General features: G+C 42.0%; 15 protein-coding genes and 1 riboswitch. Of the genes, 8 read left to right on the forward strand and 7 right to left on the reverse strand.

Annotated features, from left to right (window positions below):
• Positions 1-44: 44 nt before the first annotated feature.
• The 3 genes from SPICA_RS00575 to SPICA_RS00585 all read right to left on the reverse strand — a co-directional run bounded on the left by SPICA_RS00575 (position 45) and on the right by SPICA_RS00585 (position 2897).
• Positions 45-1559 carry a glycine hydroxymethyltransferase gene (locus SPICA_RS00575; protein ID WP_013967599.1) on the reverse strand — a complete coding sequence of 505 codons (1515 nt, stop codon included), beginning with the start codon at positions 1557-1559 and terminating at the stop codon, positions 45-47.
• A 17-nt stretch (positions 1560-1576) separates the two neighbouring features.
• A riboswitch (ZMP/ZTP riboswitch) is annotated at positions 1577-1660 on the reverse strand.
• Between the two features lie 23 nt (positions 1661-1683).
• A complete protein-coding gene (locus tag SPICA_RS00580; protein ID WP_013967600.1) occupies positions 1684-2163 on the reverse strand; it encodes a heme-degrading domain-containing protein in 480 nt (159 codons plus the stop codon).
• An 11-nt stretch (positions 2164-2174) separates the two neighbouring features.
• On the reverse strand, positions 2175-2897 hold the full coding sequence (locus SPICA_RS00585) for a hypothetical protein (protein WP_013967601.1): 723 nt from the start codon (positions 2895-2897) through the stop codon (positions 2175-2177).
• An 84-nt stretch (positions 2898-2981) separates the two neighbouring features.
• Between SPICA_RS00585 and SPICA_RS00590 the strand changes: the two genes are divergently transcribed.
• The 8 genes from SPICA_RS00590 (at position 2982) to SPICA_RS00625 (ending at position 11656) form a co-directional block, all read left to right on the forward strand.
• Complete coding sequence (locus SPICA_RS00590; protein ID WP_041396305.1) at positions 2982-3671, forward strand: D-lyxose/D-mannose family sugar isomerase; 690 nt, start codon at positions 2982-2984, stop codon at positions 3669-3671.
• On the forward strand, positions 3671-5008 hold the full coding sequence (locus tag SPICA_RS00595; protein WP_013967603.1) for a sensor histidine kinase: 1338 nt from the start codon (positions 3671-3673) through the stop codon (positions 5006-5008). The genes SPICA_RS00590 and SPICA_RS00595 overlap by 1 nt, the downstream gene beginning before the upstream one ends.
• Entirely contained in the window at positions 5001-5666 is a 666-nt protein-coding gene (locus SPICA_RS00600) for a response regulator transcription factor (protein ID WP_013967604.1), read from the forward strand. The genes SPICA_RS00595 and SPICA_RS00600 overlap by 8 nt, the downstream gene beginning before the upstream one ends.
• A gap of 5 nt (positions 5667-5671) precedes the next feature.
• Positions 5672-6976, forward strand: coding sequence for an ABC transporter substrate-binding protein (locus SPICA_RS00605; RefSeq protein WP_083819826.1), 1305 nt, complete (start codon positions 5672-5674; stop codon positions 6974-6976).
• A 7-nt stretch (positions 6977-6983) separates the two neighbouring features.
• Positions 6984-7937, forward strand: coding sequence for a sugar ABC transporter substrate-binding protein (locus tag SPICA_RS00610; protein ID WP_013967606.1), 954 nt, complete (start codon positions 6984-6986; stop codon positions 7935-7937).
• A 133-nt stretch (positions 7938-8070) separates the two neighbouring features.
• Complete coding sequence (locus SPICA_RS00615; RefSeq protein ID WP_013967607.1) at positions 8071-9021, forward strand: ABC transporter substrate-binding protein; 951 nt, start codon at positions 8071-8073, stop codon at positions 9019-9021.
• Positions 9022-9122: 101 nt separating this feature from the next.
• Complete coding sequence (locus SPICA_RS00620; RefSeq protein ID WP_013967608.1) at positions 9123-10652, forward strand: sugar ABC transporter ATP-binding protein; 1530 nt, start codon at positions 9123-9125, stop codon at positions 10650-10652.
• Positions 10653-10687: 35 nt separating this feature from the next.
• A complete protein-coding gene (locus SPICA_RS00625) occupies positions 10688-11656 on the forward strand; it encodes an ABC transporter permease subunit (protein WP_013967609.1) in 969 nt (322 codons plus the stop codon).
• Here SPICA_RS00625 and SPICA_RS00630 read toward each other — a convergent pair.
• The 4 genes from SPICA_RS00630 to SPICA_RS00645 all read right to left on the reverse strand — a co-directional run bounded on the left by SPICA_RS00630 (position 11649) and on the right by SPICA_RS00645 (position 16034).
• The gene (locus SPICA_RS00630) at positions 11649-12866 is read right to left on the reverse strand and encodes a mannitol dehydrogenase family protein (protein ID WP_013967610.1); all 1218 of its coding nucleotides are present in this window, start codon (positions 12864-12866) and stop codon (positions 11649-11651) included. The two genes, SPICA_RS00625 and SPICA_RS00630, sit on opposite strands and share 8 nt — an antisense overlap.
• A 52-nt stretch (positions 12867-12918) precedes the next feature.
• Positions 12919-14112 (reverse strand): carbohydrate kinase family protein, encoded by a 1194-nt coding sequence (locus SPICA_RS00635; protein WP_013967611.1) that lies wholly within the window; start codon positions 14110-14112, stop codon positions 12919-12921.
• A gap of 24 nt (positions 14113-14136) precedes the next feature.
• Positions 14137-15141, reverse strand: a complete 1005-nt coding sequence (locus tag SPICA_RS00640) for a tocopherol cyclase family protein (protein WP_013967612.1) — start codon at positions 15139-15141, stop codon at positions 14137-14139.
• 89 nt (positions 15142-15230) lie between these two features.
• Positions 15231-16034, reverse strand: coding sequence for a hypothetical protein (locus SPICA_RS00645; protein WP_013967613.1), 804 nt, complete (start codon positions 16032-16034; stop codon positions 15231-15233).
• Positions 16035-16192 lie beyond the last annotated feature (158 nt).

Here is a 16192-nt window from a genome sequence, read left to right on the forward strand (position 1 = left end):
CCATCAGTACTGTCAGTATTGCCGGGCCCCTGCAGGGTGGCCCCTTAGGTATTCACAAAGGCTGCTTTGAGGAGCTCCAGGTCCAGTTCCGGATAGACCGGGAAGCGGGAAAGGAGGGCTGCAACCCGTTTCAGGGCTTCCATTTTCACGTCCGCTTGCACCTCATATTTTGCCTTGCTGGGCTTGGAGGGATCCTTGGTATCCGGTGTGGGTTTTGTTCCCTTGAGCACCAGGCTGATGATGGCCCCAAGCTCTTCCATTTCCTTGTTGCCCATGCCGAGGGTGGTAACCGCGGCGGTACCAATCCGGAGGCCCGAGGTGTACCAGGGGCCGTTGGGATCAAAGGGGAGGCTGTTCCGGTTCAGGGTGATGCCGCATTCATGAAGGGCGCTTTCAGCCTGGCGGCCTGTGATGCCCAGGTTACGGACGTTTACGAGGAAGAGGTGGTTGTCGGTGCCGCCGGTGAGCACTTCGAGGCCGCCCTTCATACAGGCTGCGGCGAGGGCCTGGCTGTTTTCTACAATCCGGTGGGCATAGTCCTGGAACGCTGGTGATCCCGCTTCCCGGAAGGCTACTGCCTTGGCGGCAATGACATGGGGGAGGGGGCCGCCCATGGTGAGGGGACAGCCCTTATCGAGGGCTTCGGCGAATTCTTTGGTGGAAAGGACGAGCCCTGCCCGGGGACCGCGGAGGGTCTTGTGGGTTGTGGTGGTTACCACATGGGCAAAGGGGATGGGATTGTAGTCTCCGGTAAAGACCTTGCCCGCCACGAGCCCGGCAAAGTGGGCCATGTCGACCATAAAGACCGCGCCGACCTTGTCGGCGATTTCCCGCATACGGCGGAAATTGATTTTTCTTGGATATGCCGAATAGCCCGCAAGGAGTATGAGGGGCCGGATTTCGAGGGCCTTTTTCTCGATATTATCATAGTCCAAGAGCCCCGTTTCTTTGGAAACCGTGTAGCTGTATACGTCGAACATTCGGGCTGAGACATTGTAGCGGTACCCGTGGGTCAGGTGTCCGCCGGAATAATAGTCGAGGCCAAGCAGTTTCTGGTTTCCCAGGGCAGTTTTAAGTTCCTTCCACTGTTCGTCGGTCAGCTTGTAGAGGTTGGTTTCGCCGTATTTTTCGAGGGCTGGAGCTTCTACACGGGTGGCAAGGATGGCCCAGTAGGCAAGGAGGTTTGCATCGGCGCCGCAGTGAGGCTGGACGTTGGCGTATTCGGCTCCGAAGACCTTACAGGCCTCTTCTGCTGCCAGGGATTCGATGGCATCCACGTTTTCGTTACCCGCATAGAACCGGTGATTCGGCATCCCTTCGGCGTATTTATCGGTTAACAGGTTCCCCATGGCAAGTTGGACCGCCATGGAACAGTAGTTTTCGCTGGCGATGAGTTTTACCCGTTTCCGCTGGTTTTCCAGTTCTTTAACGATTGATGCCGCTATTTCAGGGGCGACCTGGGCGGTCTCCTGAAGGTTACAAAGATAGGCTAACAGGGCTGTATCAATCTTATCCGGCGGGGTTTTAGACAGATACAGGGCTACAGGGTTCTTTTGCATGGTATTCTCCTCTCTTGGTGTCCGGCCCAGGCGTGCGATCGGACCCTTGTGGAAGCTCCCCGATGGTTTACCATCTTGTGACGCCAGTCGCTCGTCCTAGATTACCCTGTCATGGCCCCTTCTTTCAAGGGTAAGTTGATGAAAGATACTGCCGCAGGGCGGTAACCACCAGTTTATGGTCCTCTTCCTGGGGTAGGCCTGATACGGTTGCACAGGCCACGATGCCTGCACCGGTAACCCGGATGGGGAAAGCGCCTCCGTGGGGACTATATTCGAGGGGGCTCACGTAATATTTAGCATCGATTGTGGTATCTGCCAATGCCAGGCTGATGCCTACGGCAAAGCTGGCCTTGCCGAAGCGGAACACCACGTTGGATTTACGGCGGATCCATTCATCATTATCCGGCGTTGCCCCGGGAAGGGCCGCATGAAAGAGTGTTTGGCCGGGCCGGCGGATATCGATGGCTACCGGGGCTTGCCGGTTCCGTGCCATCTCTACAAGGATGGTGCCAAGCCGCCACGCATCATGTTCATCAAAATGGGGAAGCACTAATTCCGCCTCTTCCTGTTTAATAGTGTCGAGTAGTTCCTGGGTAGCTATCATAACAGTTCCTCCTATTTTTTTGCTGTTCTGATTGTAAAGGTTCTCTGTAAGAGGCAGAGAAATTCCATAAACAGAGGTTGCTGGGCACTCTGAAAGGGTATGTCCTGGAATACATCGCTCCGTTCTGTGCGAAGCCAGCGAAATAGACGGTTTGCCCGCTCAGTCTGGGTACCTTCACCATGTGCGATTTGTACCATTTTTAACATTTCTGTATCAGAAAAAAGTTTCCAGTTCCCACGATAAGCCACATGGTAACTTCCGCCACCGCTTCCGGCCTTAATCTGAAAGGAGGGCTCACTGGTATCCTTGGTGCGAGGGCCTGTTTTTTTGGAGGTATCTGCAGACTGATCAGCAGCTTTGTTCCGAGATTTTCTGGTTATAGGTTGATCCATACTCTGGGAAAGGGCATTGAGTCCATCAACCTTCATATTATAGAGATGAATTCGTCCCTGTTCGAGTAGAAAGGCAAGGCCTTCCTCATCGAGCTCCGGGAGTAGAGCTTCCAGTTCCTTGAGCACAACGTTTTTCCTACTTTTCTTGACTTTGGATCGGGAACGATTCTGATTAGAATAAAGCTCTTCCGAATCTTCGATTTTCTTTTGTTCAGCTTCTGATGCAGCGGGTACTACCACGGTATTTTCGTTCCAGGTTTGTACTGTATCAATCTCCTGCTCAAGAATTTGTTCCACCTTACGTAAAAATGCTGGATCATGCTTCAGTTGGGGATTTTTCATAATTTACCTCATAATATGACAATCATCATATCGAAAAAACTCTTGCTTGCGAGAATAAACAGGATACTTCATAATAAGTATATCATGAAACGCAGCGAAATAAATGAAATTATTAGAGAATGTGAGGCTTGGGTGACCTCGATGCATTTTTTATTGCCTCCCTGGGCCCATTGGTCTCTTGACCAGTGGAAGACTTTAAAACATGAAGGTGTTGATGCGACAGAAATATTTGCAAACATGCTAGGTTGGGATGTTACTGATTTTGGTAAAGATAATTTTAATTCCTTTGGACTAACGCTTTTTACCATTCGGAATGGTAATCTAAAAAAGGATAAAAAAAATTATGCAGAGAAAATATTAATTATCTCAGAAGGACAACATAATCCTATGCACTTCCATTGGTATAAAATGGAAGATATTATTAACCGTGGTGGAGGTAAGCTTATTATTGAAGCTTATGGTTCTACATCTGATGGAAATCTTTCAGATCAGGACTTTTCAGTTAAGATTGATGGAATTCGAAGGTCCTTTAAACCGGGAAGCCATATTGTATTAGAGCCTGGTGAGAGTATCTGTATTGAACCTGGATTATATCACCGATTTTTTGTCGAAGGCGGCCAAGTTCTTGCAGGAGAAGTGAGTATGGTTAATGACGATTGTACTGATAACCGGTTTTTAGAACCCCTCAGCAGGTACACAAATATTGAAGAGGATGAAATGCCTTATCGGCTTTTATGTGGTGATTATGAACATTTTTTAGGTAAGTTTGATTAATGTGGGCTAGGCTAAAAAGCTATCATATAGCACGATTCCTTCTAGTATTTGTTAATTTCTTTACATTGCTTTTTATTGTTTGGATAGTTTCAAAAACTAATGATCTTATTTGTATTCAAAATGATGCAAGGACAATCCTTGGACGAATAAAAGCCATTCCAATACAACCATATAAAGCATCATGGAGTGTTTCACTATTATATTTATTGCTTATTGGTTCTATTGTTGTTCGTGAAGTGTTATATGAAGACATTTATAAATCGTTACTAATTTTACTAAGTTTTTTAGAATTAATTATATCAATAGCAATATTAGGAGTGGTTAATTTTAGTTTTAAATATATTTTATTAGTACCAATTGCAAATGGAATAACCTATTTACCAGATAAATTTTGGAAAACCTTTTTTACAGCGATCGTAGTTCTTTGTTTTGTATTTATTGATTATCAAATTTTATCAATTGTATTTTCAATATTTTCAATTGAAGATTTCATTTATTATCATCCATCACTTTCGAGATCCTATATTTTAGGATTTCGTAATATATTATTTTTTATTAGCGAAGCGCTTTTTATTACCTTTATTGTTTTAGAACTACAAAATGTAATAGAAGAATCTCAAAAGATTAAAAAATTAAACAAAGAATTAAAAGAACACAAAGAAAAATTAGAATTTGCAAATATTCAATTGCAAAATTATGCAGAAAGAATTGAAGAAATTGCTAAAATTAAAGAACGAAACCGACTTGCACGGGAAATACATGACACGGTGGGCCACTATTTAACTGGGATCGCCTTAGGACTTTCTGCAACAGAAGAATTAATCAAAAAAGGCTCTCATTATATTCTGGATCAGATTCAAAGATTAAAAGACTTAGCTCAACAAGGTCTTGTAGATATAAGACGATCTTTAAAAGAACTAAAGCCTGATATGCTGGAGAAAGGAAATCTAGAAAAAGCCCTGCATCATCTAGTAAATGAGATAAACTTAAGTACCACTAGACAGATAAAGTTACAAATATCTGGATCTTTAGATAATTTAAATCCTCAAATAGATGAGACAATTTATCGAATTATTCAGGAAAGTATTACTAATGCAGTTCGTCATGGAGACGCTATGAATATTAAAATAGCTATAGATGTAGACGAAGATGGTGTACATGTTTCGGTAGTTGATGATGGAAAGGGAGCTGCGAAGATTGTTGAAGGTTTCGGATTATATTATATGAAACAACGTATTCTTGACCATGATGGGTTTCTTGAAATAGAAACAGAGCCAGGAAAAGGAATGAGTTTATTGGTATATATCCCAAGAGTAAGGATAAAACATTATGATTAAAATTGGAATTGTTGATGATCAGGATTTAGTTCGAGATAGTTTAAAAATATTATTATCTGCACAGGATGATTTTGAAGTTGTAGGAATAGGAAAAGATGGTTATGAAGCATTAAAACTTGTTGAAAATTATCATCCTGATGTTTTATTGTTGGATATTCGTATGCCAATTATGGATGGTGTAGAAGCAACCGCTATGTTAAAGACGCGTTCCCCCAATACATCAATAATTATCCTTACTACTTTTGATGATGATGAATATGTATTAAATGCTATACGAAATGGTGCTTCTGGCTATTTATTAAAAAGTTCAGCAATGGATGAACTTGCTAAAGCAATCAGAACTGTTCATGCAGGTGGGAGCCTTATGACCCCTGAGATTGCAACGAAAGCTTTTAAAATGTTTTCTGAAATTGTTAAGGATTATCCTAAAAGAATAAGTTCTATAAAAGAAGAGACTACATTACCATGCAATTTAAATAAAACTGAATTAGAAATAATAAGTCATATTGGTAATGGTTTGGCAAATAAGGAAATTGCATCTATGCTTAAATTAAGTGAAGGTACAGTGCGTAATTATATTTCTAGTATATTACAAAAAACCGGATTGCGGGATAGGACCCAAATAGCAATATTCGCAGTTCGTCATAAAATGGTGTAACCAGAATGAATAAGCGTCAAATTACATTAATATCATATTTAATTATAATGATAATGTCTTTGTTCATATTTTATTTTCTTTTTTTTATAGAACAGCATGACATAACTTTAGGTGTATTTACTGGTAGTGCTTGGAATGTTCCAAACCCAACGGCCTATCGCTTATATGATGGACTTATAGCTGATTTTAGGGCCTTATACCCTGAGTATAATGTTAGCTATAAAAGTGGAATACTTGCCCGAGATTATTCAGAAGTTATATCTGAAAATATTTTATTAAGCGAAGAGCCTGATTTGTTTTTTATACTACCAGAAGACTTTACTACTTTTGCTTCTTTAGGTGTATTAGCTAATCTAGATGATTATATCATAAATGGTAGTTTAGATGTGTCAAAATTGTATGAAAATGCATTAGATGCTGGTAAATATAATAATCATCAATATGCTTTACCTTTTGAAGTGGTACCATCGTTAATGTTTGTAAATGTCACATTATTACATGAATTAAAGTTATCTATGCCAAAAAATAATTGGACCTGGTCTGATTTAATGTATTATGCAATACATGCGACTAAAGATACCGATACCAATGGTGTACTTGATACATTTGGTGTAAATGGATGGACATGGCTCGATGCAGCTTATTCGAATTATGAGCTTTTATTCGATTCCATGGGGACAATGGCACTTTTAGATCAAGATGGAGTAATAGAAGCGGTAGATTTTTATTTAAAATTAAAAAGTTTAACTCGAAACAGTATTGTTCCTGATTTTGATTCTGGCAGAGTTCTTTTTAGTCCATTTCCTTATTCGTCCTATAGGGCTTATAAATATTACCCCTATAGTATACAACGTTTTGGCAATTTTAAGTGGAAAGCCTTAAATATGCCAAAAGGTCCTAACGGTCAGAATGCTAGTGAATTACGGGTCCTTCTCATCGGTGTTGCTAAGAAATCAAAAGATAAAAAAGGCGTAATGGATCTTTTATATCATCTTACACTTAACAGCGAATCTGCATTTAGAATATTAGCCTATTCTCAGGGGCTTCCTGCTCAAAAGGACATTATTACATCAAAAAGGGCTGAAGAGATATTAGCACACCATATAGCCGCGTCAGAAACACCGATTGATGCTAATCTATTGGATGAATTAATAAGGGACTCAATTGTTGTTCCAAGATTTAAAAAACATGCATCCGCGCTTGAAATTGCAACACGTGCTATTAATTCAGAGCAAGTTCAATCAACATCTAGTTTAAAAAACTTTCTTAGCAAGCTTGATCATTCATTAGAATCCTATATAAAGGAATAGAATAGGTATGAAAAATAATAAAATTATAGGGTTATTCTTATTTATTATTTTAGTAATTATAATGGGTTTTTCTATATTTTTAAATGTGGCAAAAAGCATGACGAGTAATCGTAGGGTTTTTGGTGCTTCGTATATGACTTTAGTAAATCCTTTTTTTTCTGTACTTGATGATGGACTTAGAGAAATATTAGAAGCCCATGGTGATAAATTGATAAGTTATGATGCTGGTAATGATCAATTAAAACAAATAGATCAAATACAAGATTTTATTAATAAAAAAGTATCAGCAATCTTTTTAAATCCTGTAGATTTATATCTGATTGAACCGGCTTTGAGATCCGCGAAAAAAGCTGGAATACCTATCATTAATGTAGATACACCTGTGTATCATCAAGAATTGGTTGATTGCCTTGTCATGTCAGATAATTATAAAGCAGGTCAACTAGTTGCAATGGATTTACTGAGTAGAAAACAAGGTGCCCGTATTGCGCTTATCGATCATCTTTCTGCAAAATCAGCGATGGATAGGGCTGATGGATTTAAGAGTGTTATTTCAAAATATAATGCTTTCAATATAGTTGCACGTTATTCTTCAGATGGAAATATTGAACAGGCTTTATCTGGAATGGAATCTATATTACGTGATGTACCAAATATCGATGTTGTATTTGCGACTAATGATCCTTCTGCTATGGGCGTTATAGCAGCTCTAGAGTCAGCACATTTATTAGGGAAAATATTAGTCTATGGTGTTGATGGTGCCCCTTATGCAAAGAAAATGATTTTAGAGTCAAAGATGACCGCAACAGCAGCTCAGTCACCTGTAGAAATTGGTAGAGTTGCAGCTGATATGGCCTATCGAATTATAAAAGGAGAAAAAGTTGATAAACAAATATATGTACCGATATATATAATCAATAAAGAAAATGTAAATAATTATGGAATTAATAGTTGGCAATGATTCTTGTCATATAAGATCGTATCCGGAATAATGATGATTGTCATATTTAAAGAAATATTTTTTGACCTCTTTTTAGGTTTGCTTCTAAAATGAAAATGTACCGTAGGGTACAAAAATCTTTTAGGAGGAATCTATGAAAAAACTTGTACTATGTGTAGTAAGTGCCTTGTTAGTTGTAGGAGGGGTGTTTGCAAATGGACAACAACAGGGCAAAAAAAACTTAACTGTTGCTGCAACCTTTGGCGATCTGGGCAATCCATTCTTTTACACTATGGGAAAGGGTGTTGAGGATGCTGCAAAGAAAATCGATCCCAATGCAAAGGTAACAGTAGTATCTTCTGGGTATGATCTAAACACCCAGGTTGGTCAGATTGATACATTTATTGCTGCCGGCGTTGATATGATTATTCTTAACGCTGCTGATACGAAGGGGATTGCTCCAGCAGTAAAAAAAGCAAAGGCTGCAGGAATTATCGTAGTTGCAGCTGATGTTGATGCAGAGGGTGGTGTAGACGCAACAGTAACATCTAATAACTACCAAGCAGGTCAGCAAGCTGGTGAATATATCGCAAAACGCCTGAATGGTAAAGGCAATGTAGTTATTGTTAATGGCCCACCGGTATCAGCAGTAATTGATCGTGTTAATGGTTGCAAAGAAGTACTCGCGAAATACCCTGATATAAAGATTCTTTCAGAGAATCAGAATGCAGGTGGTAATCGTGAAGGCGGTCTCCGTGTAATGACCGATTTATTAACAGCTTTCCCGAAAATTGATGCTGTTTTTGCAATCAATGATCCTACTGGTATTGGCTGTGAGTTAGCTATGAAACAGGCTAAACGGGAAAAAGAAATGTTTGTTGTTGGTGTTGATGGTGCGCCTGATGCTGAAGTCGCTCTAAAGGATCCTAATGGTTCCTTTGCTGCAAGTGCTTCTCAGGATCCCTATACCATGGCAGTGAAAGCTGTAGAGGTTGCTTGGGGCATTAAGAATGGGCAGAAACCTGAAAAAGCTAAGATTCTGATCCCCACAACTTTAATCACCCGAGATAATTTGGCTTCATACAAAGGTTGGACCAAGCCTTGATAATACTGAATTGTGAGAAATAGAATGCAATGAAATTGTTCGGGCTGTCAGATGGTTTTTTGACAGCCCATCAATAATTATAATCTGAAAAGGAATCCATAATGGATACTCAAGAAAATGATGTAATACTTTCTGTTAAAAAGATTTCTAAAAAATTTCCAGGCGTTCAAGCATTAAATGCTGTATCACTTGATTTTTGTCGCGGCGAAGTACATGTCCTTATGGGTGAAAATGGTGCTGGGAAAAGTACATTAATGAAGATATTGGCTGGTGTATATGAGCCTGATGAAGGCGAAATTATTTATCAAGGTCAAAGCGTTCGAATGGAAAATCCGCTTAAGGCACAACATTTAGGGATAAATCTTATCAATCAAGAATTAAATATTGCAGGTAATTTAACAGTAGCAGAAAACGTATTTATGGGGAATGAACCTCGACGTTTTGGACTAGTTAATCGAGCTGAAATGAAGGAAAGAGCTCATGCTGCTTTGTTAAAGCTTGGGTCTGATTTTCCTGTAGATATCCCTGCAGGTTTACTGAGCATCGCTGAACAGCAACAAATAGAAATTGCTCGTTCAATTGCCCACAATGGTAAAGTACTTATAATGGATGAACCAACTGCAGCTTTAAGTGACAGAGAAACTGATCGGCTTTTTGAATTAATAGCATCCTTGAAAGCAAAAGGAATGGCAATTATTTATATCAGTCATCGTCTTGCAGAGGTAAGTATTATTGCTGATACTGTTTCGGTCTTACGAGACGGTCGATATATTGGCACCTTGAAAAAACCAAATCTTGATAATGCTGAAATTGTCCGTATGATGGTAGGACGAGAGCTTTCAGATTTTTATAAACATGATATAGCTACAACTTTAATTCCTGGCCGTTTAGAGGTAAAAAATCTAAGCGATGGTAAAAAAGTAAAACCTTGCAGTTTTACTGTAGCAGGTGGTGAAATTGTTGCCCTATCTGGTTTAGTTGGATCAGGAAGAACAGAACTTGCTCGTTTATTATTTGGGGCAGATAAAAAAAGTACTGGGGAAATATATATAGACGGAAAGAAGATTTTTATCAATTCTCCAGCAGATGCTATTAGATTTGGCATTGGATATGTCCCTGAAGATCGAAAAAGTTTGGGACTTTTTCTTGAAATGTCAGGTCATGAAAATATAACTATGAATATTATCGATAAAACAGCACATTTGGGTGTTTTATCACAAAAAAGAAATACCTCAATAACAAATATGGCTATAGAACGGCTTCGAATCAGGATTGCTACACCCCGAACTAAGGCGGTAAGTCTTTCTGGTGGAAATCAACAAAAACTTTTACTTGCACGTTGGCTAGAAATAAAGCCAAAGGTGATTATTTTGGATGAACCAACACGTGGTGTAGATGTCGGTGCAAAATCAGAAATCTATAAGCTCGTTGGAGAGATTGCTCAACAAGGAGTTGCAGTACTCTTCATTTCTAGTGAACTTCCTGAAGTTGTTGGTTTAGCCCAACGGGTACTAGTTATGAGAAATGGTGGTATTGTAGCAGAATTAAGAGAAAAGCAAGATATTACTCAAGAAACTATTATGGCTTATGCAACAGGTATACAAGCACCTCAACCACAATATGTTGGTTGAAAATACATAGATAAACCTTTTAAAGGGGTACAAATATGGAAGTAGTAAATAAAACAAAGAATAATGTATTTAATAGCAGAAAGATATTTAAAAACCTGGGTATATTTCCCATTTTAATAATTATTTCAGTATTATTTTCTTTAACCACCACAACATTCTTATCTACCAATAACCTCGTTAATATTTTACGACAAGCTTCTATCAATATTGTTCTTGCTGTTGGAATGACGTTGGTGATATTAACTGGTGGTATAGATCTTTCGGTTGGATCAATACTTGCAACAACAGCAGTTATAGGATTAATGACATCCTTGAATCCTGGATTGCAGTGGGGAACGGTTATTATTCCCATTATTGCTGGTTTGTTGATAGGATTAATAAATGGTTTATTAATTGCCTATGTTAAGTTACCACCCTTCATTGCAACCCTTGGAACCATGACAACCTTTAGAGGTGTTTCATATCTTTTGCCTGATGGTACTACCATTATAAATAACGATTTGAATTTTGCATGGATTGGTAATAATTATCTTGGTCCTATTCCATGGCTTGTTGTCATTGCATTTATTGTAGTATTACTTGCTTGGTTCCTGTTAAGAAAGACTGTACTTGGTGTACGAATATATGCAGTCGGTGGAAATGCACAGGCTGCTCGACTTACTGGTATAAAGGTTGGATTCGTACTAGTGTTTGTGTATGCAGTAAGTGGCTTATTATGCGGATTAGGCGGTGTTATGACTGCGAGCCGACTTTATAGTGCATCGGGATTATTGGGAAATGGTTATGAACTTGATGCTATTGCGGCAGTTATACTTGGTGGTACAAGCGTGGTTGGTGGTATCGGTGGTGTTGGAGGAACATTAGTTGGTGCACTAATTATGGCGGTATTAAACAATGGCCTTACCCTGATGAATGTATCCTTTTTTTGGCAGATGGTAATCCGTGGAATTGTAATCATTCTTGCAGTTACTATTGATAAATTTAGAACAAAAAGTTCTACCTAAGGGCATCCATCACGATTCTATCCAGGCTGTCCTCTGGGTTTAGGTGGCTTACCTCCCTGAGTACCGCTTCTATTCCCTGGGGGAGGACATCCTTACGAAACTCCTCATCCTGAGGATAGGGGCGGCCTGTTTCGTCGGTGGCAGAAAAAGTCAGGGCTGAGCGATACACTTGGGCAATCGTACTGAAGGGTAGGTTGTGTTTTGCACAGAGCCGCATGGCCCCCACAAGCCGGTCATCCCTATCCAATTTACGGTACAGGTCTCGGCCAACCCGGTAGACTGTATCTCCCAGTGCCCTGTTCTCAAAACGTTCAAGCAGATCCTTAATATGGGCTTCCAGGTCCTTCCTGCTGAACGCCTGGGGGTACTGTGATAACAGAGCTTCTGCAGATTCATTCATAGCCGCCAACGCTCGATTCCTCACCGCATCGATTCGAATTCCATCAGTAATATGTACCAAGTTTGGAGCAAGTTCAAAACTGGTATAGGCCACCGCTGCATGACCTAAATTGTGAATAAAAAGTTTTCTTGCTATATAGGCTGAAATATCATCTACCAGTTCTATCGATTTAGGCCACTGGATTGTTTGCCCTTGCGAGCTGGTTTTTTCTGCAGACATTGGAAGGGGACCGCGAAAGGCCCTTTTATCTAGAATGAGATTTTCATAGGCTTCCGCAAAGACTTGCAGGGGATCTTGGGCCAGGTCTTCGGCCCGCATAATGGGAACCATTTTACCGATGCTAGTTTCCACGAGTCCCACAAGTTCTTCCAGGGGGTATGCAGGTCCAAGGTCCCGGTTTAGATTTTCCCGGAACAGCTGATTTGCTCCAGGAGCGTTCTCTGCAATGATAATATCCAGGGGCCATTTCGGATGGTTCCGGTACCGGGTTTTAAGGCCAAGGGCAATCATTGGCATAATTGAAGGGAGGGCTCCTTTGCCCACACTGGTGGCAATCAGATCCGCTGTGGCAACTTCGTTAGCCACGGTAGTACTGTCCCTGCCGTTTAGGGCTCTGACTGGACCGATGAGTCGTACCTCATCAACCTTGCCCTCTTGTTTAATCACTACCTTGTAGTATCGCTTTTCGTTCAGAAGTTGAATCAGTGTTTCATTTACATCAACAAAAACTACATCCCATCCTGCACGGCAAAAAAGTTGACCTATAAAACTTCGGCCAATGTTCCCTGCCCCGAACTGAACGAGCTTCATGGTAACTCCTCGTTTTATTACAATTCATAGTAGGGCAACTTTACAAGTGACCTTAATTGGTTCGGCTTAGTTGCTCACGATAGGCTGTCACATAGGGAAGAATTCGACTCCGTTTTTCCCCGGGACTTTGTTCGTAGTAAGTCCCGCCGATGACAAAACAGGTAAAACCTCCCGCTGCATTCGCCCAGATACAAGCTTCCTCCAGGTCATATTCATTAAACTTTCCGGAGGAAACTGCAGTAAGTTGTTCCGCCACATTGGCTAAAAGTCCCCCTGCAAAATTGTCACCACAACCGGTGGTATCCCCCCGCAGTTCCGGATGTTCCTCCAATTCGCGGTTTACTTTTTCGCAGACTGGCATGGTTCTGTACTGAAGTGTATGAGGCCGTCGACTAGCCAGATGAATATGGCTGGCTCCTTCGGTTACCACAACCGAACCGGTCCCACGGTCTAAAAAATAGGCGATTGCCTCAGGAATGGTGGGTTTGCCACTGGTTTTTAGTGCTTCTTCTCGATCTGCCACAAGAATATCGATATATTGATACGCATCATCATAACGACCGAGTTTCCATTTTTCATTAGGATGTAATAATTCACTGCGAAAATCGTATACCAGATTTACAAAGGTTAAGGCGCCCTTATCTTTTGCTCGGATAAGAAGATCTGTCAGAGCGTCATGGATCGGTGGAACCAGAGCAGTCCCGCCAAAGGTAATAATATCAGCCTGGAAAAAATCTTCCTGCAGGTCTTCTGGTGTAAAGAACGCAGCGGAACCAATCATATTGATGAAGGTCCGTTCCCCATGGCCGTTGTCGTAGCTGGGATCGGACAGCACATCGGTGCGTGGAGTGGAACCGTTTTTTCGTGTAAGTTTCACTAAGCTGAAAGGAAGCTGTTCAAGGGCTGTTTCAATAAGTTTTGCCGTATTGTCAGTTCCGCACACACCGTAAAAACCTACCTCGTACTCTGGCTTTGCAAGCATCTGGGCGGCATGGGCTAAAGCCACCACAGAGGGTCCCCCCAAATTAAAGCGATCTGGAGTTGCTCCGCCAGTGATTGTTTCTAAAGCTTGCTGATAAGGTTTAACGATAAAACGCTCGAATTCTTCTGCAAAAACAAGACGCCCGGGACTCAGCCCCCCATCCCCGGCTTCCCGGGAACGAGCGGCTATAAATGCGGGGCTCGAAAAATCGACCTTGGCATACAGGTAGTCGATGAGACAACAGCCAGTACCGTGGATAATCATAGATGATATTTTATCATGATTTTATCAGTTTTTTTCAGCTAGTCTTACTATATCTCCAACAAGTTCTAATCCAGCTCCGGTAGTAATGCCGTCGAAGAGGGGGGCGTCGGACAACCTGTGTTTCGCCTTTACCACGACCCGGACCCAGGCGTTGTTGCATTCGCCGATTCTGCAGTCCATGGTTCCATGAACCGGAGCTACCAGTTCCCCCGCATCAGTTTGCCGCACCAGAATTTCTACCTTATACTTTCGATCACTTAGAAGTATTCTGAGTATGCCCCCCTGGTATTCTAAGAGGTCGATATGACCCTGCCGGTAGGTGGCAAACCGGTATTCCCGTCCATCAACATGAAGGACTGAAATAAAGCCATTAAAGTGTTTCCTGAGCCATGGTATGTTTGCAAGGCTGAAGAAAAAGGAGACTGGACCCGCGGACCCATCAAAATTGATGGCATTAATCCAGATCCAGCTGGATGGCATGGAACGGCCCCAGTCTTTTTCAATATAACCGATGCCGGGGGTAAAGCTCAGGAGTTCTCCGTCCCGGTCTTTACGAATCAGGGTGATGGAGCCGGTTACCTCATGGTGCATGCTGACGATGCCATGATTGCATTCCATAAAGGGGACAAAGGTGTAGGGGCCCATGATGGGGCGAATGGGGGTGAGCTTGTGGAATGAAAGGTCTGCTACGATGGCAATGGCTTCATCCTGCAGGTCCAGGTGCATGCTCTGGAGTGAAAAACGGTTAACACCGATACTGACGCAGAAGGGTTTGTCCTGAAAGCAAAAGGCTTCTACGGGAAAACGGAAATAGGTACTGGAACCGTCCAGACTGTCGATGGTTTGAATAAAGGCATGGCCAGTTCCTTGAGCATCCCAGCTTATCCCGGGAATAATAGCGATGCTTCGCTGAGTAAGATCGTTTTTGCTTGAGATGGTCTGCTTAAAGTACCAACCTTCGAAGTAGCTTCTGGTTTTTCCAACGCCCTGGAATAGCACCGGATTTAAAAAGCGGGGTAAAAATATCATTATATCCAGTTTCGTTCATTGGAATACACTTTGCAAATATCGGCACTGGTTTCACTGATTTGGCTGGTAAGCCCGGTTCTTCGATGAAGCTACCAGCCTAGAATGCGCATGCGGTACTGGCTCCCAATCCGATGCAGGGTTTTCTGGGTGCTTTCCCCTGGCTTTTGTTGTTTTGAAAAATCGATGGCAAACTGGTTCATCGAAAAGTGGCGGTATAAGTAGACCCTTTGCCGGCTTATGCTGTTTTCTGCATAAGCCGGCGTACTTGTGGCCCGTTCTATACCGTTACAATCTGCATTTTCAGATAGATAAGCCTGGCGGAGGGCTTCCGTAAAGGCTTCGAAGAGTTTTCTCCGGCCCATTTCTGAATAGCCGATAATCCAGAGCTCTGCCTCGGGGGCAAAAATCCGGTGGCACTGGTATATAAAGCTGGCCATGGTAACCTGGGAGTTCCTGATTGCCTCTGCAATTTCGTAACCTCCGAGGTGGGCCAGGTCCCGCAGTTCCACTGTGCGGGGAGTGTGGATGGGGGTTTTATTGAGGATAAGTACATGCTGACGGAAATCGATGCCAAGCTCCGGGTGCTGACGAAAGAAGCCCTCCGCCAGTTTTCCCGAGGGACCTACGAGGTAGCGCCGCTCCGCAGCGGTCTGTTCACGGCGTCCGGGATTGTCCGCAACGAGTATCACCTTGATGGTATTTTCCCTTTGTATATCATCCAGGGCGTGGTTATATACCACCGGCGTTTCCAGGGGATAGCTGGGACCCGAACGCCCCCCTATGAGTTCCGATAGTAACGTAGGCAGCTGTGGCAGGGTGCGAATAAGTTCATCAACATAGGATTTATAGGATTGGCGCAGGTTTTGAAATTCGGTCCACTGGAATTCGGTCATGTTTGCAGTCTACCAGAGCTGTTCAGGTTTGTCAGTACAAATAAGTCTGGTAATAAAGTGTGTATCTATAAAATGAGCTCGTACAAAATTGTCATAATTGTCATGTTAGGCTTGAGTAAAAGCTGATTTCTGCTTAGGATACTGGTCTAAGGAGCTTT

Source organism: Gracilinema caldarium DSM 7334, from assembly GCF_000219725.1.
GTDB classification, from domain to species: Bacteria; Spirochaetota; Spirochaetia; order Treponematales; family Breznakiellaceae; genus Gracilinema; species Gracilinema caldarium.